Genomic DNA, 21912 nt, shown 5'->3' with positions numbered 1-21912 from the left:
CGGTCCATTATGCCGCCCACTATCGCATCGTACGAGGACCATCATGACCGCCGCCCTACAACCTGCAGAACCGGCACTGGCACCCGACCGCGCCCGCCGTGGCGGCCGCGCCGGAAAGCGCGCCGGCGGCTCGTCCGCATTCGAACAGCCGGCTTTCCGCCAGCTGAAAAACCCGCTCGCGCCGACCAAGCTGGTCTCGGAAGACGAGTTGGAATCGATCCACCTCGCCTCCTTGCGCGTGCTGCGCGAAATCGGCGTCGACGTGCTGCATGACGAGGCTCGCCGCATCATGAAGGCGCATGGCGCCGATGTGCGCGAGGGCAGCGAACGCGTGCGCTTCGACAGCGACATGATCCTCGAACTGGTCTCGCACTGCCCGTCCGAATTCACCATGCATGCCCGCAACCCCGCGCACAATGTGCGCTTCGGCGGCAACAACCTGATCATCTCGATGATGGCTTCGGCGCCCAACTGCTCCGACATCGATCGCGGCCGCCGGCCGGGCAACCAAGCGGACTACCGCAACTTCCTGCGCCTGGCGCAGATGCACAACATCCTGAACTGCACCGGCGGCTATCCGGTCGAGCCGACCGACATCCACCCGTCCGTCCGCCACCTCGAATGCATCCGTGACCTGGCGACGCTGACCGACAAGGTGTTCCACATTTATTCGCTGGGCAAAGAGCGCAACGTCGACGGCATCGAGATCACCCGCATCGCGCGCGGCATCAGCCACGAGCAGCTGCTGGAAGAGCCGTCCGTCTTCACCATCATCAACACCAACTCGCCGCTCAAGCTCGACGTGCCGATGATGGAAGGCATCATCCAGATGTCGAGCAAGGGCCAGGTCGTCATCGTCACGCCCTTCACCCTGTCGGGCGCCATGGCGCCTGTCACCATCGCCGGCGCGCTGGTGCAGCAGAATGCCGAGGCGCTGTCCGGCATCGCCTTTGCCCAGATGGTCAGGAAAGGCGCGCCGGTCGGCTATGGCGGCTTCACCTCCAATGTCGACATGAAATCTGGTTCCCCGGCCTTCGGCACGCCCGAGTATATGAAGGCGCAGCTCGTCGGCGGCCAGCTCGCCCGCCGTTACAACATCCCCTACCGCACCTCCAACACCTGCGCCGCCAACACGGTCGACGCGCAGGCGGCTTATGAGAGCGTGTTCTCGCTATGGGGCGCCGTGCAAGGCGGCGGCAATCTGATGATGCACGCCGCCGGCTGGCTCGAAGGTGGCCTGCGCTGCTCCTACGAAAAGACCATCCTGGACATCGACCTGCTGCAGATGGTGGCGGAGTTCCTCACCCCGCTGGACCTGTCCGAGGAGGCGCTCGGTTTCGACGCCATCCAGTCGGTCGGCCCCGGCGGACATTTCTTCGGCACCCAGCACACGCAGGACCGCTACAAGACCGCCTTCTATTCGCCGATCCTCTCCGACTGGCGCAATTTCGAGACCTGGGCGGAAGCCGGATCGCCGACGGCGATGGAAAAGGCCAACAAGATTTGGAAGGAACGGCTGGCCTCCTACGAAGAGCCCTACATGGACCCGGCCATCCGCGAAGAACTCAACGCCTTTGTCCAAAAGCGCACGGCCGAAGGCGGCGCGCCGACCGATTTTTGATCGTCCGTGTTGGCGATGAACGGTCGACCCCCACTCCGTCGAGCTTCGCTCGACACCTCTCCCCCGGTCGACGGGGTAGAGGAAGCGCGCGAGCCTATCCCGGCTGGCGCCCTTCCTCTCCCTCCGGAGGGGGGAGAGGTGGCGCCGCGAAGCAGCGACGGAGTGAGGGAAGCCGCTCATCAAACCCGCAGTCGCCGCAAAACAGGCACGACCCAGCGCGCGCGAAACCTTAGGCAAGCGGGCAATCAGGCGGAAGCATTGCTTTGGCTTGAACTGAAGGCACGCAAGCTTGGCGGCCATAGCTTCACACGTCAGCTTTCGATCGGCCCATTTTTCGCGGACTTCGCTTGCCGCGAAAATTGGGTTGTCGTTGAAGTCGACGGCTCACAACACGCCAACAGTTCCCATGATCGCCGCCGCGATGATTTCATGCACGCCCAGGGCTATTCGATCCTGCGTCTCTGGAGCCATGACGTCCTGGAACATCGTAGTTCCGTCTGTGAAACCATCCTTGCCGCGCTTGATGGCAGGCTGACCGAAAACATCGCCGTATCCGACCTCCGCTTTGTTTTCACACCGCGCTCTCTCGATTCAATCCCTTCAAAAACGGACCTATCTTCATGAAATCCCACGTAAAAGCGGTTGTTATCGGCGGCGGCGTCGTTGGCTGCTCGGTTCTCTACCACCTGGCCAAGGCCGGCTGGACCGACATCATGCTGATCGAGCGCTCGGAGCTCACATCCGGCTCGTCCTGGCATGCTGCCGGCGGCTTCCATACGCTGAACGGCGACCCCAACGTCGCCAAGCTGCAGGCCTACACGGTGCAGCTCTACAAGGAGATCGAGGAGATTTCCGGCCAGTCCTGCTCGCTGCACCTGACCGGCGGCGTGATGATGGCCGATACGCCGGAGCGTATGGACTTCCTGCGCCTTGCCCACGCCAAGGGTCGCTATCTTGGCATGGACACCGAGTTGATCACGCCGTCCGAAGCCAAGGCGATGTTCCCGCTGATGGACGAAACCAATTTCGTCGGCGCCATGTGGGATCCGGTCGAGGGCCATCTTGATCCGTCCGGCACCACCATCGCCTATTCCAAGGCGGCGAAAAAGCTCGGCGCCGAGATCGTGCTGCGCAACCGCGTCGTCGAACTGACGCAGGAAGTCGACGGCACCTGGAACGTCGTCACCGAACAAGGCACGGTGAAAGCCGAGCATGTCGTCAACTGCGGTGGTCTGTGGGCGCGCGAGATCGGTCGCATGGTCGGCGTCGAACTGCCGGTGCTGGCCATGGAGCACATGTATCTGCTCACCGAGCCGATGCCGGAGGTCGAGGAATTCAACAAGTCGACCGGCCGCGAGATGATCGGCGTGCTCGATTTCAAGGGCGAGATCTACACCCGCCAGGAGCGCAACGGCATCCTGCTCGGCACCTATGAAAAGGCCTGCAAGCCGTGGTCGCCGGTCAACACGCCGTGGGATTTCGGCCATGAGTTGCTGCCGCCGGACCTTGACCGCATCGCGCCGTCGCTGGAAATCGGCTTCAAGCATTTCCCCGGCATCGAGAAGGCCGGCATCAAGCAGATCATCAACGGCCCCTTCACCTTCGCGCTCGACGGCAATCCGCTGGTCGGCCCGGTGCAGGGCCTGACGAATTTCTGGTGCGCCTGCGCCGTCATGGCCGGCTTCAGCCAGGGCGGCGGCGTCGGCCTCGCTCTGTCCAACTGGATGGTTCACGGCGATCCGGGCTTCGACGTCTGGGGCATGGATGTCACCCGCTTTGGCGAATATGCCGGCCTGCGCTACACCAACGCCAAGGTGCGCGAAAACTACTCGCGCCGCTTCTCGATCCGCTTCCCCAATGAGGAACTGCCGGCCGCTCGCCCGGCGCAGACGACGCCGCTCTACGACACGATGCTCGCCAACAATGCCGTCATGGGCGACTCGTGGGGTCTTGAAACCCCGCTGTGGTTCGCTCCGAAGGGCACGGAGCCGAAGGATATCGTCTCCTTCCACCGCTCCAACGACTTCGGTCCGATCGGCGAGGAAGTACGCGCCACGCGCGAGCGCGTCGGCGTCACCGAGATCGCCAACTTCGCCAAATACGAAGTGTCGGGACCGGCAGCGGAGGATTTCCTCAACCGGCTGATGACCAACCGCATGCCGAAGACCGGCCGCATCGTACTGACCCCGATGCTCAACGAATTCGGCAAGCTGATCGGCGACTTCACCATCGCCAAGGCCGGCGAGGACCGCTTCATGATCTGGGGCTCTTCCGCCGCGCAGAAATACCACATGCGCTGGTTCGAGAAGCACCTGCCCAAGGACGGTTCGGTGCGCATCCATCGCTTCGACCAGACCCTGGTCGGTCTCTCGATCGCTGGGCCGAAATCGCGTGACCTCTTGCAGAAGCTGGTCGACGTCGACATCTCGACCAAGGCGTTCCGTTTCATGGACTTCCGCGAGATGGCGGTCGGCGGCGCGCCCTGCTTGGTCAATCGCATCACCTATACCGGCGATCTCGGCTACGAGATCTGGATGGCGCCGGCCTACCAGCGCCTCGTCTACAAGGCGATAAAGGACGCCGGCGGGGAATTCGGCCTCGTCGATTTCGGCATGCGCGCGCTGCTGTCGATGCGCCTGGAAAAGAACTTCCCGACCTGGTTCCGCGAATTGCGGCCGATCTACGGGCCGTTCGAAGGCGCGATGGACCGCTTCATCAAGCTCGAGAAGAACGACTTCATCGGTCGTGAAGCAGCCGCCAAGGAACAGGCCGAAGGGCCAAAGCTGCGCCGCGTCTCCTTCATCGTCGACGCGGACGGCGCCGACGTGATGGGCGACGAGCCGATCTGGGCCAAGGTCAGCAAGGACTACGGCACGGTGGAAAAGCCGCATGGCTACGGCGCCCCGCGCTTCGACAAGGCCGGCAAGGAGATACGCGGTTCCAAGGCTGCTGAAGGCGCTTCCGCCGTACGCGGCATCGTCGACGGCGACTGGCGCGTGGTCGGCTGGGTCACATCGGGCGGCTATGCCCACTATGTGCAGAAGTCGATGGCGCAGGGCTACGTGCCGGCAGCGCTGGCCGAGGACGAAAGCGCTGGCTTGTTCGAGATCGAGATCCTCGGGCATCGCCGTCCAGCCCGCATCAATGTCGAGGCGCCGTTCGACCCGAGCGGCGAGAAAATGCGGACCTGAGGTTCGACGATGGACAGCGCGGCGCCCAAGGGCAGCTTCGGCCGCCACCGCAAGATCATGCCGTTCGAGCCAGGCTCGACCGAGGCGCTGCGCGAAGCCTCCCGTGAGAAGGCGGCTTCAATCAACCAGCATGTGCTGGGCTATGGCGCCCAGGCTGAAACCGAATGGGCGGCGGCAGGCATTGCCGCCCCCGATCTGCCGGCGATGCGCAAATATCGGCTCGACCGCATCCGCGCCGAGTTGAAGCGCCGCGGCTATGCCGGCGCCCTGCTCTACGATCCCGTCAACATCCGCTACGCGACCGACAGCACCAACATGCAGCTGTGGGTGGCGCACAACCCGACGCGGCATTGTTTCGTCGCCACCGAAGGCCCGGTGGTGCTGTTCGACTATTTTTCCTGCGAGCACCTGTCCGATCATTCCGGCGTCGTCGACGAGGTGCGTCCGGCCATATCGTGGATGTACCTCTATGGCGGCGAACTGACCGACCAGAAAGTCCGTCGCTGGGCCGCCGGCATCGCCGACCTGGTCAGGGAACATGGCGGCGGCAACAACCGCATCGCCGTCGACCACATCAATCCGGAAGGCGTCGAGGAACTGGCGCGCCTGGGTGTTTCCATCGGCAATGGCGAAGCGGTGATGGAAAGCGCCCGACTGATCAAGTCACCAGACGAGATCCTTGCCATGCGCCGGTCCATCGTCGCCTGCGAGGCGGCGATGGGCGAGATGGAACAGGCGTTGAAGCCTGGCATCTCCGAGAACGAATTGTGGGCCGAACTGCATCGCGGCAACATTGCGCGCGGCGGCGAATGGATCGAGACGCGGCTGCTGGCGTCGGGACCACGCACCAATCCGTGGTTCCAGGAATGTTCGTCGCGCGTCATCGAAGCCGGCGACCTCGTCGCCTTCGACACCGACCTGATCGGCCCCTACGGATTCTGCGCCGACCTGTCGCGCACATGGCTGTGCGGCGATACAAAGCCGACCAACGAACAGCGCGACCTGTTCCGGATCGCGGCCGACCAGATCATCAACAACACTGAATTGATGCAGCCGGGCATCTCGTTTCGCGACCTTGTCGAACGCTCCGCGGTGCCGCCGGGAGACTGTTTCCCGACGCGCTACGGCGTGCTCTATCACGGCGTTGGGCTGGCCGACGAGTACCCGACCCTGCCACATGCCAGCGACTGGACATCAGACACGCCGGACGGGGTAATCGAACCCGGCATGGTGCTATGCGTGGAAAGCTATATCGGACGGCTTGGCGGGCGCGAAGGCGTCAAGATCGAGGAGCAGATCCTCATCACCGAAGCCGGCAACGAGCAGCTTTCAACCTACCCGTTGGATGCGCGGCTGCTCGGCTAATCCGGCGAGTGCTTCGCGCATCGCGAGGACCGTCTTTTCAGGCGTCGTCCTGGCGGTGATGAATGGCAGGCCCTTGCGCCGTGCCGTCCAGCCGACGATCGCTACCTTGCGCGCCGCCGGTTCGAAACGCTGCGCAAGCGCCCAGCTTTCGCAGTCGATCGCGGCTATATCCGCCTTGCCCTCGGCGACAGCGACGATCGAGCCGCGATGGCCTCCGCTCTGGCTGCGTGACGCAAAGATGTCCAGGCTTTCGCCTTGCGCTTCAAGGTCGCGCGTCAGCCCAATGGTGCCCGACATCGAATCGAGGCTGTTGAAGGTGAAGCGCTTGCCACGGATCAGATCAAGCGGGAGGAAGGCCTTGCCGTCGGCGGGCGATCGAGCCTCCGGACCCTCGCCTGTGCGCATCACCAGCGCGCTGGAATAGAGTTCGCCTTGCCCGCCCTCGTAGGCGTCATAGCTTGGTTGACCCACGACCTGGACGTGTTTGGACAAGCCGAGTTCCATCGGCCCCCAGCAGGTCTGCGCAAACAACAGCGCCGGGTGCAGCCAAAGCTTGTGATAATCGAGTTCGTCGGGCGGCAACGTCGCCGGATCGGGCGCGATCAGCTTGCCATTGGTATCGTGGATACCACCGGGCACCGGTGGCAGGTCGCCATTGCGCCGCACAATGGTTTCCGGCGCATTGATGCCCCGTTGCCTAAAGGCGTCGCGCAGCCGCACCCATTGGGCGTCGACTTCATCGTGCACCTCAGGCCAGTCATACATCGGCAACGCCGCAACCAATTCGCTCATGCCAATCCCAGACCGTTACATGGAAGAGTTGAAGGGAGTCACCGACCAAGGCCAGCCTAGCAGGCCGGGCCTGCCTGCCGCAAAAGCTTATTCCTTGGGCGGCTCAGCGGGAACCGGCGCGGTACCCAGCCCATTGACGTTGCGCGCCCTGATGCGCGGCTTGAATGCCCTGCCCGGCTCCGGCGCACGCCGCAGCACCGGGTGGACGAGCGGCTCTTTTGCCCTGAAGGCATAGGATTTGATCAGCGCGAAATAGTTCGGATAGGCATAGCCATTGTTCATCCGCAACCACTCCTCACGACGGTCGCGGAACAGCTTCGGCAGATTGTACCAAGCCACGGTCGGGCTCTTGTGGTGGACGAAATGCAGATTGTTGTTGAGGAACAGGAAGGACAGCGGCGAGCGCTCGATGATCACCGTGCGGCCTTCCGGATGTTCCGACCACTGATGCTCGGCGAAAGTGCGGATCGCAATCAGCGACTGACCGAGCCACACCGGCACCAGAATGTAGAGCCACAGCGGGATGCCGAAGCCGAACTGCACGATCGGGACAACGACCGCAAGGCCGATCGCATGCAGCAGCCAGGCTTTGCGAATAACCTTGTCGCCGGCCATCGCATGCTTGGCTTCGTCGATGAAGAAGCCGATGCACGATAGCCAGGGACCAAGGAAGAAACGGCCTGCCATCGTGTTGTTGATCTTCAGCAGGAACTTCATCGTCGGCGGCAGGTCTTCATGCTGCCACAGCGCCTGATAATAGCTTTCGGGATCATCCAGCGGATCGGTCAGCCGCTCGTCGGCATGGTGGCGCAAGTGCAGCGTCTTGAAGCGGCGGAACGGCCAGACCAGACCGGTCGGCAGGAACACGAAAGTCTCATTGATCACCGCATTGCGTGTCGGATGGCCATGCAGCACTTCGTGCATGATCGATGACTGCAACGCCAGGATGAAGCCGAGGATGGCGAGAGCCAGGATGGGATAGGACGGCCAGAGCAGGAAGCCGGTGGCGAGCCATGTTCCGTAACAGAAGAAAGCGAGGAATACGGTCGGCCACTCGATGGCTGGTGTGCTGCTTCGTCTGATACTCTTGCCTGCCATGCTATCGACCACTGTCCTCAGTCGCCGGAACCCCAATTGGTTCCTGACAGCATTGTGTCAGGAGAAGTGATTCCACTCAACGAGACAAAGTGTACAAAATGTTGCGATTGCGCATTTTTGACCGCACATGTTACACATTGTAAACAGCCTTAGAGATTCATTTACGCCTAAGCCGCCCTGTCGACTGGCTCTGGCGCAAGTTTTTCCTCAGGATTCGCGGAGAACAGCGATGGACAAACGGGATCTGTCAGCAATCTTCCGGGAGCGTCTGAAGCTGCTCCTGACACGCTCCGACCTCAACCAGTCGGCATTCGCCACTGCTGTCGGCATCGATCGGTCGGCACTGTCGCAACTGCTCTCCGGCGCCTCGACACGCTTGCCGCGCGCCGAAACGCTGCTCAATATCGCCGCCGAGTTCAAGGTGTCGCTGGACTGGCTGCTTGGTCTCAGCCAGGACGAAGGCCTGACCGGTGAAATCCGCGAGAGCCTGGAGATCGAGGAAGCGCCGGACGGCTTCGACCGCACGTTGCTGGCCAAATGGTTCGCTGAAGCCGCGGGCACCAAGATCCGCTATGTCCCGGCCGGCATTCCCGACCTTCTGCGAACGCACGCGCTCGTCGACTACGAAGCCAACATCACCAACAGGAGCCGCCAGGCGCAGGCCATCGAGACCCAATACCGCATCGAATACAACCGGCGCCCGGAAACCGACATGGAAGTCTGCATGCCGCGCCATACGCTGGAGATCTTTGCCCGTGGCCTCGGCGTCTGGGATCGTTTTCCCGAGGCCGACCGCAAGCAGCAACTCGCCCATATGGCGACACTGCTCGACGACCTCTACCCGACCTTCCGACTGTTTCTCTATGACGGCCGCATGCGATATTCGATCCCGCTCACCATCTTCGGCCCTTATCGGGCAGCCATCTATGTCGGCGACATGTATGTGGTGCTGAACGCCACCCAGCCGATCCAGGCCCTGACCCGCCATTTCGACAATCTGATCCGCGTCGCCGATGTCAACCCGCACGAGGCCGCCGCCTTCGCGCGCAATCTGGCTGGCATGTCGTTCCCATCAGGCTCTGTCTGATCGACGGCGGTCGTGCTCATTCAACCGCCCTTGGCCATCGACATGGGTCGAGGTCCAGCCAATTTCATTTCCAAGGACAGCCCATGCCAGACCCGCGCCGCATCGTCGTTCCTCCACAATCGGGCCGCTCCTTCCGCGTCTCGCGCGGAGACCTCGTTCGCATCGTCGACCCCAAGGGACAGCAGGTTTCGGATCTCTGGGCCTTCACCACCGAACCGACGCTGGACTGGCTCAGCACCTCGCAGACCCGCGACATCACCGAGCGGCTGTTTCCTGGCACCGGCGACCATTTCTACAGCGCCGCCGCCAAGCCGATGCTGACACTGGTCGAGGATGCCTCACCGGGCCCGCATGACATGCTTTACCCCGCTTGCGACAGCGCGCTCTACGAGCGGGCCGGCTTTCCCAACCACCCGAACTGCCGGGACAATCTGATGCAGGCGCTGGCCGCCGAGGGCATATCGCTGCCCTTCGCTCCCGATCCGGTCGATCTCTTCCAGAACTCCCTGCCGCAGCCGGACGGCAGGCTGGTGGTCGAGGCGTCGATCAATCCGCCCGGCGGCTCCGTGACGTTGCGCGCCGAACAGGACCTGCTGTTGGTGGTTACCGCCTGCTCGGTCGATTACTACCCGACCAATGGTGGAGTCTGCACCGAGATCGAGGTCGAGATCACCGCCGGATCGTGAGGAACGGCGGTCGCACCCATACTTGAAAGGCCGCAATTTCATTGACTGCACATAAAGACTTCTTTATATCCTTATCTAACTCCGAAACATGAAAGCCAATTCGATGACGACGACCAACCCCATTGACGCGCTGCTGGCTGAAAAGGGCGTGCTGCTGGCCGATGGCGCCACCGGCACCAACCTGTTCGCCATGGGGCTGGAAGCCGGCGAGGCGCCCGAACTGCTGAACGAGACGGCGCCCGACACGATCTCCAGCCTGCACCAGAATTTCGTCGATGCCGGCGCCGACATCATCCTGACCAACTCCTTCGGTGGCACCCGCCACCGGCTGAAACTGCACCATGCGCAGGACCGCGTGCATGCGCTGAACAAGCGCGCCGCCGAGATCGCGCGGGCTGTCGCCGACAAGGCCGGCCGCAAGGTGATCGTCGCCGGCTCGGTCGGCCCGACGGGTGAACTTCTGGTGCCGCTCGGCGCCATGACCTATGACGAGGCGGTCGACGCCTTTGCGGAGCAGATCGAGGGTCTCAAGGAAGGTGGCGCCGAAGTCGCCTGGATCGAGACCATGTCGGCGCCGGACGAAATTCGTGCTGCGGCCGAAGCCGCCATCCGCGTCGGCCTGCCCTACACCTATACCGGTTCCTTCGACACCGCCGGCCGCACCATGATGGGGTTGCTGCCCAAGGATATCCACGGCGTCGTTGATGGCCTGTCAGAGGCCCCGCTCGGCGTCGGCGCCAATTGCGGCGTCGGTGCCTCCGACATCCTGGCATCGCTGCTCGACATGACCGAGGCGAAGCCGCAGGCAACCGTGATCGTCAAGGGCAATTGCGGCATTCCCGAATTCCGCGGCACCGAGATCCACTATTCCGGCACGCCGGAACTGATGGCTGATTATGTGCGGCTCGCGGTCGATGCCGGCGCGAAAATCGTCGGTGGCTGCTGCGGCACCTCGTTCCAGCACCTTGCCGCCATGCGCAAGGCGCTTGACGCGCACAAGAAGTCTCAGCGCCCGACGGTTGCCGCGATCGTCGAGCGCATCGGCCCGATGCGCAACAAGGTGGCGACGGAAAACACGGCCGAGACCAGCGAAGCCCGTCGCGAGCGTCGTCGCAGCCGCGCCTGAAGCGATATCTTTTCCGGTCAACCGTTGTTGTCGGCGTAGCTTGACTGCGCCGACCTGAAATCGACGACGTTGTCGCCGCGCATCGTCATCAGCGCGCCTGATGAAACCGGATCGCTTATCTGCTCCAGCATGATGCGGAAGCGGTCGTTGGTCAGCGCCGACATGGCGGTGTGCCGCGCCTGCTGGACGTCGTCGCTGATGCGCCTGGATTCGGCTGATGGAACCCTCGAAGCGTCCCGCGCCGACGGTGTCGAGTTGGCGATAGTACTGATCCGCAATTCCGGCTCCCTCAAGCCCCGTAGACATGGCCGGTGTAACAAGTGGGAGTTGCGATCCGGTACCGCAAATCTCTCGCAATTTAACGATCCCCGCACATAGGTCTAAACCTACGCTACCACCTTTGTCGGAGGCGGCTAAATCAAAGGCGGAAACAGTTTCCGCAGGAATCCGTTGAACCAGGCGGCTTGCCCGGCATCATGCAGACTCATGAGACGGTCCTGCTCCTCGCGCGTCTGTGCGCCCGGCTTGTCATAGTTCGCGCCAGGGCGGGTCTGCACGCGCCTGAAACCGATCGGCGTGGCTTCCGCGTGGAACTGCAGGCCGTAGACCTTGTCGCCGATACGGAAAGCCTGGTTGGGAAACAGGTCGCTCGAGGCAAGGTGCTGGGCGCCTTCCGGCAATTCGAAGCCATGCCAGTGTGACTGCGTCACATGGATCGGCACGGACAGGAAATCTGCCGCTCCCACGGTCGGATAGAGTGGATAATAGCCAAATTCATGCATGCCGCTCGCCGGCGGACCGACATGCGCACCGCGATGCCAGGCGATCTGCTGGGCGCCCTGGCAGATACCGAGCAACGGGATATCCGAATTCATGCAGAAGTCGATAAATCGGTACTCATCCAGCAAGAATGGATGCCGCAACGTATCGTAGACGTTGTACATGCCGCCATAGACGACGCCGCCCGCGACACCGTCATCCGCATCCAGCGCCTCTCCGGCATAGGCTCGACGCAAGACCGGCTCGTAGCCGTTTTGCCGGAGATAGGTGAACACGCGGTCGTCAGCAGGCTCGTCGCTGTGGCGCAGCAGAACAATACGTTTCTTCATGGCTCTGCCCTTTCCCGGCAGAATGGTTGGCGCAAGATCGCGGCGCAACGAAAAAAGGCCGGCAAGGAAAAGATCCCTCGCCGGCCTGCCTCATCCGCCCGCTGGTCGGCTTCCCCTGTCAGAACGATCCCGCCTGAAAGAAGCCGCCCGTCATCACCGTTACTTGTTGTCGCCCAGCGCCGAGGCCAGCCGTACAAGCGACAGGAACTCGGACCTGTACCCGAACGGGTCGGCGCCCCGGGCGGCATTGGCGATCTGCATGATCTTGTCGTAGCCGAACTTCGCGGTCGCATCCTCGTCGCGCAGTTTCTGGCCAAAGGCCGCGACCGCGACCGAGAAACGCTGGTCGGTGCTGGCCTGGTCGAAGGACGATACCTCATTGGCTGATGTCACCGGCGTGGTGATCAGCTTCGAGACGTCTTCATTGGGCAGCTTGTAGCGGATCTTGACGAAGGCATATTCGTCGGCATTGGCCACGCCGCCATTGTCCACCGACGCCTGGCCATAGCGTAGCGGATCGACCTGCTCGCCGCCGCTGCCCTTGGGCGTGATCTCGTAGATGGCGGTGACCGAATGACCGGAGCCGATATCGCCGGCATCGACACGATCGTTGTTGAAATCCTCGCGCTTCAACGCGCGCGTCTCGTAGCCGATCAGCCGGTATTCCGAGACCTTTTGCGGGTTGAACTCGACCTGGATCTTCACATCCTTGGCGATGGGAAACAGCGTCGAGGACGCATCCTCGACCAGCACCTTCTCGGCCTCGGCCAGCGTGTCGATATAGGCGGCGGTGCCATTGCCGTTCTGGGCGATGGTCTGCATCATCTGGTCGTTCAGATTGTCGTGGCCGAAGCCGAACACCGACAGGAACACGCCGGTCTGGCGCTCCTTTTCGATCAGGCGCCTCAGATCGTCATCGTCCGACTGGCCGACATTGAAATCGCCATCGGTAGCCAGCATCACGCGATTGACGCCATCCTTGATGAAGGATTGCTGGGCAAGCTTGTAGGCTTGCCTGATGCCGGCTTCGCCGGCCGTCGATCCGCCCGGCTGCAGGCTGCCGATCGCCGCCAGGATCTTGTCCTTCTCGGCAACCTTGGTCGGCATCAGCACCGTACCGGCCTCTCCGGCATAAGTGACGATGGAAACCGTGTCATCGGGCTGCAGCCTGTTGACCAGCAGGCGGAAGGCCGACCGCAGCAGCGGCAGCTTGTCCGGCTCATCCATCGAGCCCGAAACGTCGATCAGGAAGACCAGATTGGCCTTGGGCTGCTCGGCCGGCTTGATGTCGAATCCCTTGATGGCGACATGCATCAGCTTGGTGTGTTCGTTCCACGGCGTCGGCATGACGCTGACGGTCGAGTTGAACGGCGTCAACGCGGACTCCGGTCCCTTCCAGTCATAGGGGAAATAATTGATCATCTCCTCGACGCGGACCGTATCGGCCTGCGGTACGGACCCTTCCTTCAGCGAACGCCGCACGAAGGAATAGGAGGCGGTGTCGACGTCGATCGAGAAGGTCGAGACCGGATCCTCGAGTGCCGCATGCACCGGATTGGTCTTGAAATCCTCGACGCGATTGCGGTTTTCCGCTTGGGGCGGCACTTGATCGACCAGAGCTGGCGCGGGCTGCCGCATCATCAGCTTCGACTCGGCGGACATGCGGGCGACTGGCGACATTCCGGGCATGCTCCTGGCGCCATCCAGCGCGAATTCATCCGCTGGGGCTGGCGCAGGAGGTGCAACATTCAACGTTGTCCTTCCAGCGTTGGCGGCATCCTGGTTGGGAACGCTCGCCGCCGATTCCTGCGCTGCACCAACAGCAACGGGCGCTTCGGACTTCGGCGGCACGGCCGGCGCCTCGGCTGCATCGCGGCTTTCCATGTCCACCTTCTTGTCCTTCGTCGGGGCGTTGGCCGCAAGCGGCTCATTGATCGCCGGGGCCTCAGGCGCCTGCTTGGCCAGCGGCCTCAACGTAGCCGGCTTGTCGGCAAGTGTTTCCGTGATCTTCTCGCTCCCGCCCAATATTGGTGGCTGTTCCCGCAGCAGGTGAAAAGTGGCGTATCCGGCGATAGGCAAGGCGACGAGCCCGGCAATGGCCGGCGTGGCAATCAATTTCTTTTGCATGATTTCGCTCCAGAGCTTTTGTGCTCGCTCTGTGAGACGAAGTCCCGAGATCGATCCTTGGGGCGCGGTGGAAGTTTTTTCATTTAGGTCGTAGGCGCGCAAGGCAGCCTCGAAGGCGCGTGCCTTCGCGCTCTCGCCCGGCGCGGGCGCCGCGATATCACGCAGTTTTCCGAGTTCGTTGTCGTCGACCATGGTCACACTTCCCCGGTTGAGCGCATGAGCGTCTTCAACCGTTTCTTCGCTTCATGGATGTGCCAGGAAACCGTCGCCTCCGAGATTGTCATCACCTCGGCCGCCGCCGCGTGACTGAGCCCTTCGCCGTAGACAAGCAGCACCGCATCGCGCTGCTTGTCCGGCAGCATCCGCACCGCCGCCCAAAGCGCCTCGGCCGGATCTTCCACCTCGATCGAAGCTTCGCCCGAGATCAGCGCATGAACGCCATAGGCCTCGGTCTTGACCGCCTCACGGGCGGTCTTGCGCATTCTGTCGCGCACGGCATTCAGCGTCATGGCGTAGAGCCATGTCGTGAACGCGCCGCCGCCATGATAGTCGCGGATCGCACGGCCAAGCCGGACGCAGACGTCCTGGGCAACGTCTTCCGCGTCGGCCTTCCTTCCGCACCAGCGGTAGGCGGCGCGATAGACGAAGTCGTAGTGACGCTCCAGCAATATGCCGAAGGCCCCCCTGTCTCCGCCCTTCGCCCGCCCGATCAGTTCGGCGTCGGAGGCTGCGCTTTCATCCAGCATCATCGCCATCATTGTCTCTTTGACGAAGGCTAGTGGCGATTCCTTGGGGCGATGGAAAGAAAAAGTTCGAACTGATCCGCGATAGCGGCCAATGGGGCCTCATTGGCCTGGACAGACAAGACGCACCGTGACCGTGTTCTTGCCACTGAGAGACATGCCGCCCTGAGCGACAATTTTGGCGAAGGGCATGGTTCTGACGTCCTGCGACACATCCGAATCGTTGGCCAGGCGTTCCTCGGCAAAGACTTCGCCGCTGCCGACCTCACCCTTCGGGCGCATCGACATGCCGTGCCCACCCATGCATCGAACCTTGACATCGCCAGGCTTACCCGTGGACCTGTTTCGGAGGCTCATGGGGAAACCATCCGTGTCCAGAACCATGTCGATATCGTCGTTCAGCTGGCCGCTCGATTTGCAGGTCATGCCGCCGACTTTCATGTTCTTGATCTTGCCGGACCGCTTGCCTTTTCCGTTCAACGTCCAGCTGTCGGATCCCGGCGAGCTCTTGCCCTCCATCTTCACCGACGGCGTGACATAGGAATAGGTGACATCGAATTGCGGACCGGTAAAGCGAGGTTCCATCTTCGCCTCGACAGTCATGGTGCCCTCATCGACGACGCGCTTCAGCACTGCCCGCATGGCCTTGGCCTGCTCTGCGTAGCGTTCCGCCTCCTCGGCGGCGATAAGGCTTGGCAGCCTGTCCCAATAAACGGATGCCGTTTCTCTCGAACAGCGCTCGCGATGCGCCGCTTCATGGGCAAGCGTGATGTCCGCTATGTCCTTGCATGGCGAGCCGGCCCGCAATTTCTCCAGTTCCTCGGGCTTCTGCTCACAGCTGCCAAACCGCATGTCGACGGTCGCCGGGCCGGTGTAGCCATGCGCCGGGCTGTAAGGCAGCTTGAATTTGATCATGATTTCGGTGCGTTTCAAGGACGAGCGATGGCCGATATTGACGTCCGAATCGGGATCGATCGGGTTCTTGTGCGCCTCGATCAGCGGATCCTCCACCGCCTTCAGCTTTTTTGCCATATCCGAGAAGAATTGAGCTTCATATTCCGCATTCTTCAGTTCCTCTTGAATGCTCTGCAAATCCTGGCAGGAACATTGCTTTTGCTCGGCAATGGCTGGCATCGCCGGGCAACCCGTCAACAGTGCAAGGGCCAAAGCCCTGCCAGTGGTGAAAAACCGCATCTCGCCTCCTGATTGCATCGACGTCGCCGATATTCAGGAGGTGTGTTTCGAGATTGTGTCGCCTGGCCGCACAGCAAGGCGTCGTTCCGGATACAGCGCGGGTCGGCGTCTTGCTGGAAGGGAATGTTGTCCGCCGCGGCATGGCGGACGCATTAAGTTGACTGTCCCGCCACCCAGTCGAACGGCCACGCCTGTCGAGTTGGGTGTCGAAAAACGAGGGGCCTTCACGGCAGGCGCCAAAAAGAGGACCTGTTGCCGGCAAGCATGGCCCTGGCAATTCCGGCTCGAGTCGGGTCTCTGGTTCTCTTGCTAGGGCATGATCCCGAAAGGTGGGAACCGGTTTTCTCGGACAAACGGTTTTCATTTGTCCAGGGATCACGCTCCAACAAAGAGATGGCCGCGGCCAGAACGTTGAACATGTCGACACCGGAAACACCATCCGCCCCTAGCTGCTCACAGCTGTTCTGGGTTTTCACACGCATCGCCCTGACGAGTTTCGGCGGCGGATTGAGCGGCTGGCTGTTGCGGGAGTTTGTTCAAAACCGCAAATGGATGACGCAGGAAGAATTCCTCAACGGGCTTTCCATTTCCCAGGCGCTCCCTGGTGTGAACGTCAAGAACATGGCTGTCTGGATCGGCTACCGGCTTCTTGGCTGGCGTGGCGCCATTATTGGCTTTGTCGGCATCATCGTCCCGCCCGCCATCGTCATTGTTCTGCTGGAAGCGGTATTCTCCTCGTTGTCGGGGTATCCGCTGACGCATGTGGCATTGACCGGAGCCGCAGCGGCCGCTGTTGGCCTTTCGCTGTCGATGGGCATCACGGCCGCGCGAGCGGTGCCTCGAAACGCCATTCCCATGATAATCATGGCCGGCACATTCGTTGCCGTCGCAATCCTGCACTGGCCGCTTTTCTGGGTCGTTCTCGTCGCTGGGTTCGTGAGCGTGGCCTATGCCTATGTTAAGGGGCGAGTCGATGAGTGAAACCCCGCACACCTCGTTGCTGCTGGGCTTGCTGGCGGTATTTGCTCCGCTCTCCCTCGTCACCATTGGTGGCGGACAGAGCGCCATTGCCGATATCAACCGGCAGGTTGTCGACGTCCATCAATGGATGAGCCAGTCACAATTTGTCGACGCCTTCGCCATCTCGCGCATGGCCCCAGGGCCGGGATCCCTGTTGGTCACGTTGATTGGATGGCAAGTCGCGGGCTTCTGGGGCGCCATCGTTTCAACCCTGGCAATTTTTGGCCCGACGACCTTTCTGATCTACGCGGTTGCCCACATGTGGTCCCGCAATGGCGGCGCGCGCTGGAAGCGAGCGCTAGAGACAGGGCTCCGGCCAGTCGCTGCCGGCATGATCCTTGCGGCGACCTACGTGCTGCTGCAGGCCATCGACGGCGGCTGGTTCGCACGCGCCGTGGCATTTGCATCGACAGCAACACTTCTTTTCACCAAGGTGAATCCGCTTCTTTTGATCGGCGCAGGCGTGGCTATTTTCGTCGGGCTTCATGCAATGAGCCTTGTCTAGGCAATCGTCCTAGACGGCCTGCCCGGCCACCCAGCCAGATGACCATGCCCACTGGAAATTATAGCCGCCGAGCCAGCCGGTGACATCAACGACCTCGCCGATGAAGAACAGGCCGGGCACGGATTTCGCCTGCATCGTCTTCTGGTCGAGCGCGTTCGTATCGACCCCGCCAAGCGTCACCTCGGCGGTGCGGTAGCCCTCCGATCCGGCAGGCTTGATGCGCCAGTCATTGACGGCGGCATCGACGGTTTTCATCTGAGCGTCGGTCATATCAGCGAGATTGCCATTGATTCCGGTGCGCTCGGCCACAGCCTGCGCAAGACGCTTCGGCAGGTGGTTTGCCAGCACCGTCTGAACTGCTTGCCGTCCGTTGAGACGCCTGGCGTCGCGAAGCAGCTCGGCCACATCCGTTCCCGGCAGCATGGCGATGCGGATCTCGTCGCCCTCGCGCCAGTAGGACGATATCTGCAGGATGGCGGGCCCGCTGACGCCGCGATGCGTGAACAGCATCGCTTCCGAAAACCGCGTCTTGCCGCAGGAAACTTCGGCGTCGACGGCATTGCCGGCCAGCGGCGCAAGCCGTTCCAGCGTCCTTGCGTCGAATGTCAGCGGCACCAGCGCAGGGCGCGTTTCGACAACGGCAACGCCAAACCGGTCGGCAATCTCATAGCCGAAACCTGTCGCCCCCATCTTGGGAATGGACTTGCCGCCGCAAGCCACGACCACGGATTGGCAGGAGACCGTGCCGGTCGACAGCGTCACGACGAACCCGTCCGCGCTCCTGCTGATGTCCTCGACGCTGGTCGACAGTGCCAGTTGCACGCCCCTGCCCTGCATTTCGCCGACCAGCATGTCGATGATCTGGCGCGCCGAGCCATCGCAGAACAGCTGCCCCAGCGTCTTCTCGTGATAGGCGATGCGGTGACGTTCGACGAGCGCGATGAAATCGCGCTGCGTGTAACGGCTGAGCGCCGAGATGCAGAAATGCGGATTCCCTGAAAGAAAGTTCTTCGGGCTCGCATGGGTGTTGGTGAAGTTGCAGCGGCCGCCGCCGGAGATGCGGATTTTTTCGCCGGGCATCGCCGCGTGATCGAGGATCAGCACCGAGCGGGCGCGCTTGGCGGCCTCCACGGCGCACATCATTCCAGCGGCGCCGGCGCCGATGATCACGACATCATAGGATTGCATCAGGCTATTCGTTCCCGCTCGACCCGCTCACCTTGGGGCCGCGCCACTTGGCTGCCTGATACCGCGAACGGACCAGACAGCCAACAGGCAAGAATAGCCTGACGAAGGCTCAGGCGAGCGTCTCGGCGAAAAGCGTCGTCAGCCGTTCCCAGTGGCGCTCGGCGCCAGCAGCGTCATAGACACCGTGATCGGACACGCACCAGCCATGCGCCATGCCGACATAGTTCTCGATGGCGTGGTCGATCTCCGCAACGCGCAATGCCTCGGCCAGCCGCGTCGACTGTTCCGGCGGGAAGCTCCTGTCGACACCCGCCATGCCGATATAGACGCGCGCCTTGATGGCAGCAGCCTTGTGATGTGGGCTGTCGGCGGCATCGCTGGCGAGATTGCCGCCATGGAAGCTGGCGGCTGCCTTTATCCTGTCGGGATATACAGCGGCGGCGTTGAGAGCCCGTGCGCCGCCCATGCAGTAGCCGACGGTGCCGATCGGTCCGGTAACACCTTCAGCGGCCAGCGCATCGAGGAAAGCGCCGCTGTCGCTGATGGTCATCTCCTGCGTCGTGCCGCCTACCATGGCCATGAGCGCCGCCTTGCTCTTTTCCTCGGTGAATGCCGTCTTGGCGTCGAACGGGCCGTAGGCGCCAAATCGATAGAAAAGATCGGGAACCAGCACCGCGTAGCCGTCGCCGGCCAGCCGTTCCGCCATGGCATCGAGCGCGGGTCGCGGGCCAAAGGCGTCCATGTAGAGAATGACACCGGCCTTGGCCGAGGAGGCGGCAGCCGGGCGGAATAGCCCCGCCTTTGCCACGCCATCCTTGGTTTTGATCTGAATGTCCTGCTTGGCCATAGTCCGCTCCGTTAATTTGTCGTGCGATACATATCCGCGTCGGCAGGTTGGGCAAGGCGTTACCGGAACGCCATGGTCAACATTTCGTGCGGCGTTTGTTCGACGACCAGGGACCCAAGAAGGTCGCCTCAGCCCTGGCCATCAGTGCGCACGGTCCGCGCGCCGACATGCAATGCACGGCCGGCGCCAAATCCCATGATGGCCACGCCAACTCCGAGCGCGACAAACAGGAAGGCTGTCCCCGAAAAGCTGCCGGTCCAGCCACGGATCAGCCCGACCAGCAGCGGGCCGAATGCCGCCAGCACATAGCCCACGCCCTGCGCCATGCCCGAGAGATGCGCCGCGACATGCGAATCCGGCGAACGCAGCACGATCAAGGTCATCGCGGCCGCGATCAGACCGCCTTGCCCGATGCCTTGCAGGACGGCCCAGAAAAGCACGGTCGAGGTCGGTGCGAACAGAATGCCGAGCAGCGCGATCACCGCCACGATGACGAGCGCCACGTTGATGACGCGCTGATCCTTGAGGCGCACCGCGAAGGCTGGCACCGCAAGGCAAGTGACGACCTGCGTCATCACCGAGACCGAAACGATGGCGCCGGCGGTGGCGCCATCGAAGCCGCGCTCGCGCAGGATCGGCGCCAGCCAGCCGAAGATGCAATAGGCAAGTGCTGACTGCAGCCCCATGAACAGCGTCACCTGCCAGGCCAGGCGATCGCGCCAGAGGCCGACGACGCGGAAGCCGCGATGGCTCACCTGCTGTCGGCTGCCCAGCGCCTGCGGTATCCAGATCAGCAATACGACCAGTACCGGAACCGCCCAGGCCGCCAGCGCCCCCGACCATGAACCCGTGACAAGATGCTCGATCGGCAGCGTGAGGCCGGCGGCGGCGGCAGAACCGGCGCACAGGGCCATCGTGTACAGCCCGGTCATCAAGGCGACCTTGTCGGCGAAATCGCGCTTCACCAGGCCCGGCAGCAGCACATTGCCGATGGCGATGGCGGCGCCGGCAAGGAAAGTGGCCACAAACAGCAGCGGAACCGATTCGAACAACCGCAATCCTGTCCCCAGTGCCAGCAGCACGAGTGCCCCAAGCAAGGTGCGTTCGGCGCCAAAACGCTGGGCAAGCCCGGGCGCAAACGGCGCAAACAGACCCAGGCACAAAACCGGCAGCGTCGTCAGCAGGCTGGCGCCCGTCGCCGAAAGCCCGGTTGCCTGCATCACCTCGGGCAGCAGCACCGACAGACTGGAGAACAGCGACCGCAAATTGAAGGCGATCAACACAAGGCTGGCACCAAGCACGATGCGCGCGGCGCGGCTGCGCAGTTCAGGTGGCCGCGGCGCAGGCAGGCTGTCGGCCTCCGCATCGATGAGTTCCAGACCTGTGGTGGCCTTGGATGACGCCTTTGGGACGGGCTGGTGAAACGGCTGGTTCATGGGGAAAGCAGTCTTTCGAGTTGGGCAAGCACCGGCGCCATGAAAGCGCGCACGGCGCCAACCGCACGATCGGGATCGCGCGAGGCGATGGCGTCGACGATCGCGGCATGCGCCAACTGATCGGGTTCGGGCAAATCGCCATCGAGGGTGGCATGGATGGTTTCGGTGATCGCGGCAGTGAAGAAGTCGTAGAGTTCCATCATCGCCTTGTTGCCGGAGGCCGCGACAACCGACTTGTGGAAGGCGAGGTCGCGACGGATGAAGGCTTCGCTTCCGTCGTCCGCTATTGAGCCGCGCACGGCAAGCAACTGCCTCATAAGGTCGAGGTCGGCAGACGTGTGGCGCAAGGCGGCCAGCCGAGCAGCCTCCAGATCCAGCGCTGCCCGCGCCTCCCATTGATCGCGCAGCCCGGTGCGTTTGACGCGGTCGAGCGCGGCCGACGAATCGACGGTGGAGCGCACGTAAGTGCCCGAGCCCTGGCGCGTGTCCAGAAACCCTTGCGAGACCAGCACCCGTACCGCTTCACGCACCGTGCCGCGACTGACCGACAAAAGCTCGGCAAGTCCTGCCTCATTGGGAATACGCTCGCCCACGCCCCAGCGCCCACCGATGATTTCGGCACGCAGGCTGTCGGCGGCGCTGTCGGTGAGATTGGTTCTGAGGGCTGGCTGCATCGACAAACTCATCAAGTCATCTGATGACTTTGAATAAGCCCGCTTCTGCTTGCAGTCAAGCTGCCGGTCAGGAACGCGGCAGACTCGACCCCGCAAAACTATC

The 21912-nt window shown here is 62.6% G+C and carries 20 protein-coding genes; 9 read left to right on the top strand and 11 right to left on the bottom strand.

Annotated features, from left to right (window positions below):
* Positions 1-43 precede the first annotated feature (43 nt).
* The 4 genes from ABVQ20_RS04995 (at position 44) to ABVQ20_RS04980 (ending at position 6177) form a co-directional block, all read left to right on the top strand.
* Positions 44-1621: a trimethylamine methyltransferase family protein gene (locus tag ABVQ20_RS04995; RefSeq protein WP_354458423.1), complete on the top strand. Its 1578-nt coding sequence runs from the start codon at positions 44-46 to the stop codon at positions 1619-1621.
* A gap of 162 nt (positions 1622-1783) precedes the next feature.
* The gene (locus ABVQ20_RS04990; RefSeq protein WP_354458422.1) at positions 1784-2245 is read left to right on the top strand and encodes an endonuclease domain-containing protein; all 462 of its coding nucleotides are present in this window, start codon (positions 1784-1786) and stop codon (positions 2243-2245) included.
* The gene (locus ABVQ20_RS04985) at positions 2242-4812 is read left to right on the top strand and encodes a GcvT family protein (RefSeq protein ID WP_354458420.1); all 2571 of its coding nucleotides are present in this window, start codon (positions 2242-2244) and stop codon (positions 4810-4812) included. The genes ABVQ20_RS04990 and ABVQ20_RS04985 overlap by 4 nt, the downstream gene beginning before the upstream one ends.
* Positions 4813-4821: 9 nt before the next feature.
* The gene (locus tag ABVQ20_RS04980; RefSeq protein WP_354458419.1) at positions 4822-6177 is read left to right on the top strand and encodes a M24 family metallopeptidase; all 1356 of its coding nucleotides are present in this window, start codon (positions 4822-4824) and stop codon (positions 6175-6177) included.
* Here the strand turns inward: ABVQ20_RS04980 and ABVQ20_RS04975 are convergent.
* Positions 6142-6969, bottom strand: a complete 828-nt coding sequence (locus ABVQ20_RS04975) for a phosphate/phosphite/phosphonate ABC transporter substrate-binding protein (protein WP_354458418.1) — start codon at positions 6967-6969, stop codon at positions 6142-6144. The genes ABVQ20_RS04980 and ABVQ20_RS04975 overlap by 36 nt on opposite strands.
* 87 nt (positions 6970-7056) lie before the next feature.
* A complete protein-coding gene (locus tag ABVQ20_RS04970; protein ID WP_354458417.1) occupies positions 7057-8067 on the bottom strand; it encodes a fatty acid desaturase in 1011 nt (336 codons plus the stop codon).
* A gap of 229 nt (positions 8068-8296) precedes the next feature.
* Between ABVQ20_RS04970 and ABVQ20_RS04965 the strand changes: the two genes are divergently transcribed.
* The 3 genes from ABVQ20_RS04965 (at position 8297) to bmt (ending at position 10966) form a co-directional block, all read left to right on the top strand.
* Positions 8297-9154: a helix-turn-helix domain-containing protein gene (locus tag ABVQ20_RS04965; protein ID WP_354458416.1), complete on the top strand. Its 858-nt coding sequence runs from the start codon at positions 8297-8299 to the stop codon at positions 9152-9154.
* A gap of 83 nt (positions 9155-9237) precedes the next feature.
* Positions 9238-9840, top strand: coding sequence for a DUF1989 domain-containing protein (locus ABVQ20_RS04960; protein ID WP_354458414.1), 603 nt, complete (start codon positions 9238-9240; stop codon positions 9838-9840).
* A 103-nt stretch (positions 9841-9943) separates the two neighbouring features.
* The gene (gene bmt / locus ABVQ20_RS04955; protein ID WP_354458413.1) at positions 9944-10966 is read left to right on the top strand and encodes a betaine--homocysteine S-methyltransferase; all 1023 of its coding nucleotides are present in this window, start codon (positions 9944-9946) and stop codon (positions 10964-10966) included.
* A gap of 17 nt (positions 10967-10983) precedes the next feature.
* On the opposite strand, the gene ABVQ20_RS04950 is transcribed toward bmt, so the two are convergent.
* The 5 genes from ABVQ20_RS04950 to ABVQ20_RS04930 all read right to left on the bottom strand — a co-directional run bounded on the left by ABVQ20_RS04950 (position 10984) and on the right by ABVQ20_RS04930 (position 16139).
* Positions 10984-11244, bottom strand: coding sequence for a hypothetical protein (locus ABVQ20_RS04950; RefSeq protein ID WP_354458411.1), 261 nt, complete (start codon positions 11242-11244; stop codon positions 10984-10986).
* Between the two features lie 135 nt (positions 11245-11379).
* Complete coding sequence (locus tag ABVQ20_RS04945; RefSeq protein ID WP_354458410.1) at positions 11380-12075, bottom strand: glutamine amidotransferase-related protein; 696 nt, start codon at positions 12073-12075, stop codon at positions 11380-11382.
* A gap of 159 nt (positions 12076-12234) precedes the next feature.
* Positions 12235-14394: a YfbK domain-containing protein gene (locus tag ABVQ20_RS04940; RefSeq protein WP_354458409.1), complete on the bottom strand. Its 2160-nt coding sequence runs from the start codon at positions 14392-14394 to the stop codon at positions 12235-12237.
* Between the two features lie 2 nt (positions 14395-14396).
* The gene (locus ABVQ20_RS04935) at positions 14397-14957 is read right to left on the bottom strand and encodes an RNA polymerase sigma factor (RefSeq protein WP_354458408.1); all 561 of its coding nucleotides are present in this window, start codon (positions 14955-14957) and stop codon (positions 14397-14399) included.
* 90 nt (positions 14958-15047) lie between these two features.
* Positions 15048-16139: a hypothetical protein gene (locus ABVQ20_RS04930; RefSeq protein ID WP_354458406.1), complete on the bottom strand. Its 1092-nt coding sequence runs from the start codon at positions 16137-16139 to the stop codon at positions 15048-15050.
* A gap of 417 nt (positions 16140-16556) precedes the next feature.
* Between ABVQ20_RS04930 and ABVQ20_RS04925 the strand changes: the two genes are divergently transcribed.
* Together ABVQ20_RS04925 and ABVQ20_RS04920 are read left to right on the top strand one after the other, a co-directional pair.
* Positions 16557-17120 carry a chromate transporter gene (locus tag ABVQ20_RS04925; protein WP_354458405.1) on the top strand — a complete coding sequence of 188 codons (564 nt, stop codon included), beginning with the start codon at positions 16557-16559 and terminating at the stop codon, positions 17118-17120.
* Positions 17113-17664, top strand: coding sequence for a chromate transporter (locus tag ABVQ20_RS04920; RefSeq protein ID WP_354458403.1), 552 nt, complete (start codon positions 17113-17115; stop codon positions 17662-17664). The genes ABVQ20_RS04925 and ABVQ20_RS04920 overlap by 8 nt, the downstream gene beginning before the upstream one ends.
* A gap of 9 nt (positions 17665-17673) precedes the next feature.
* Here the strand turns inward: ABVQ20_RS04920 and ABVQ20_RS04915 are convergent, their stop codons facing one another.
* The 4 genes from ABVQ20_RS04915 to ABVQ20_RS04900 all read right to left on the bottom strand — a co-directional run bounded on the left by ABVQ20_RS04915 (position 17674) and on the right by ABVQ20_RS04900 (position 21809).
* Positions 17674-18852 carry a BaiN/RdsA family NAD(P)/FAD-dependent oxidoreductase gene (locus ABVQ20_RS04915; RefSeq protein ID WP_354458402.1) on the bottom strand — a complete coding sequence of 393 codons (1179 nt, stop codon included), beginning with the start codon at positions 18850-18852 and terminating at the stop codon, positions 17674-17676.
* Positions 18853-18961: 109 nt separating this feature from the next.
* Positions 18962-19699 (bottom strand): dienelactone hydrolase family protein, encoded by a 738-nt coding sequence (locus ABVQ20_RS04910; RefSeq protein WP_354458401.1) that lies wholly within the window; start codon positions 19697-19699, stop codon positions 18962-18964.
* Positions 19700-19827: 128 nt separating this feature from the next.
* Complete coding sequence (locus ABVQ20_RS04905) at positions 19828-21135, bottom strand: CynX/NimT family MFS transporter (protein WP_354458400.1); 1308 nt, start codon at positions 21133-21135, stop codon at positions 19828-19830.
* Entirely contained in the window at positions 21132-21809 is a 678-nt protein-coding gene (locus tag ABVQ20_RS04900) for a FadR/GntR family transcriptional regulator (protein WP_354458398.1), read from the bottom strand. The genes ABVQ20_RS04905 and ABVQ20_RS04900 overlap by 4 nt, the downstream gene beginning before the upstream one ends.
* Positions 21810-21912 lie beyond the last annotated feature (103 nt).

The sequence above is a fragment of the Mesorhizobium shangrilense genome, assembly GCF_040537815.1.
Classification (GTDB): domain Bacteria; phylum Pseudomonadota; class Alphaproteobacteria; order Rhizobiales; family Rhizobiaceae; genus Mesorhizobium; species Mesorhizobium shangrilense.
Note: the sequence above shows the minus strand (reverse complement) of the source record. Positions and strands in the feature narration are given on the sequence as shown.

Excerpts from the sequence above, each read along its gene's own strand:
- ABVQ20_RS04995 (WP_354458423.1), top strand. The coding sequence starts at position 44 with ATGACCGCCGCCCTACAACCTGCAGAACCGGCACTGGCACCCGACCGC.
- ABVQ20_RS04985 (WP_354458420.1), top strand. The coding sequence starts at position 2,242 with ATGAAATCCCACGTAAAAGCGGTTGTTATCGGCGGCGGCGTCGTTGGC.
- ABVQ20_RS04980 (WP_354458419.1), top strand. The coding sequence starts at position 4,822 with ATGGACAGCGCGGCGCCCAAGGGCAGCTTCGGCCGCCACCGCAAGATC.
- ABVQ20_RS04975 (WP_354458418.1), bottom strand. The coding sequence starts at position 6,969 with ATGAGCGAATTGGTTGCGGCGTTGCCGATGTATGACTGGCCTGAGGTG.
- ABVQ20_RS04970 (WP_354458417.1), bottom strand. The coding sequence starts at position 8,067 with ATGGCAGGCAAGAGTATCAGACGAAGCAGCACACCAGCCATCGAGTGG.
- ABVQ20_RS04965 (WP_354458416.1), top strand. The coding sequence starts at position 8,297 with ATGGACAAACGGGATCTGTCAGCAATCTTCCGGGAGCGTCTGAAGCTG.
- ABVQ20_RS04960 (WP_354458414.1), top strand. The coding sequence starts at position 9,238 with ATGCCAGACCCGCGCCGCATCGTCGTTCCTCCACAATCGGGCCGCTCC.
- bmt (WP_354458413.1), top strand. The coding sequence starts at position 9,944 with ATGACGACGACCAACCCCATTGACGCGCTGCTGGCTGAAAAGGGCGTG.
- ABVQ20_RS04945 (WP_354458410.1), bottom strand. The coding sequence starts at position 12,075 with ATGAAGAAACGTATTGTTCTGCTGCGCCACAGCGACGAGCCTGCTGAC.
- ABVQ20_RS04940 (WP_354458409.1), bottom strand. The coding sequence starts at position 14,394 with ATGGTCGACGACAACGAACTCGGAAAACTGCGTGATATCGCGGCGCCC.
- ABVQ20_RS04935 (WP_354458408.1), bottom strand. The coding sequence starts at position 14,957 with ATGGCGATGATGCTGGATGAAAGCGCAGCCTCCGACGCCGAACTGATC.
- ABVQ20_RS04930 (WP_354458406.1), bottom strand. The coding sequence starts at position 16,139 with ATGCGGTTTTTCACCACTGGCAGGGCTTTGGCCCTTGCACTGTTGACG.
- ABVQ20_RS04925 (WP_354458405.1), top strand. The coding sequence starts at position 16,557 with ATGTCGACACCGGAAACACCATCCGCCCCTAGCTGCTCACAGCTGTTC.
- ABVQ20_RS04920 (WP_354458403.1), top strand. The coding sequence starts at position 17,113 with ATGAGTGAAACCCCGCACACCTCGTTGCTGCTGGGCTTGCTGGCGGTA.
- ABVQ20_RS04915 (WP_354458402.1), bottom strand. The coding sequence starts at position 18,852 with ATGCAATCCTATGATGTCGTGATCATCGGCGCCGGCGCCGCTGGAATG.
- ABVQ20_RS04910 (WP_354458401.1), bottom strand. The coding sequence starts at position 19,699 with ATGGCCAAGCAGGACATTCAGATCAAAACCAAGGATGGCGTGGCAAAG.
- ABVQ20_RS04905 (WP_354458400.1), bottom strand. The coding sequence starts at position 21,135 with ATGAACCAGCCGTTTCACCAGCCCGTCCCAAAGGCGTCATCCAAGGCC.
- ABVQ20_RS04900 (WP_354458398.1), bottom strand. The coding sequence starts at position 21,809 with ATGCAGCCAGCCCTCAGAACCAATCTCACCGACAGCGCCGCCGACAGC.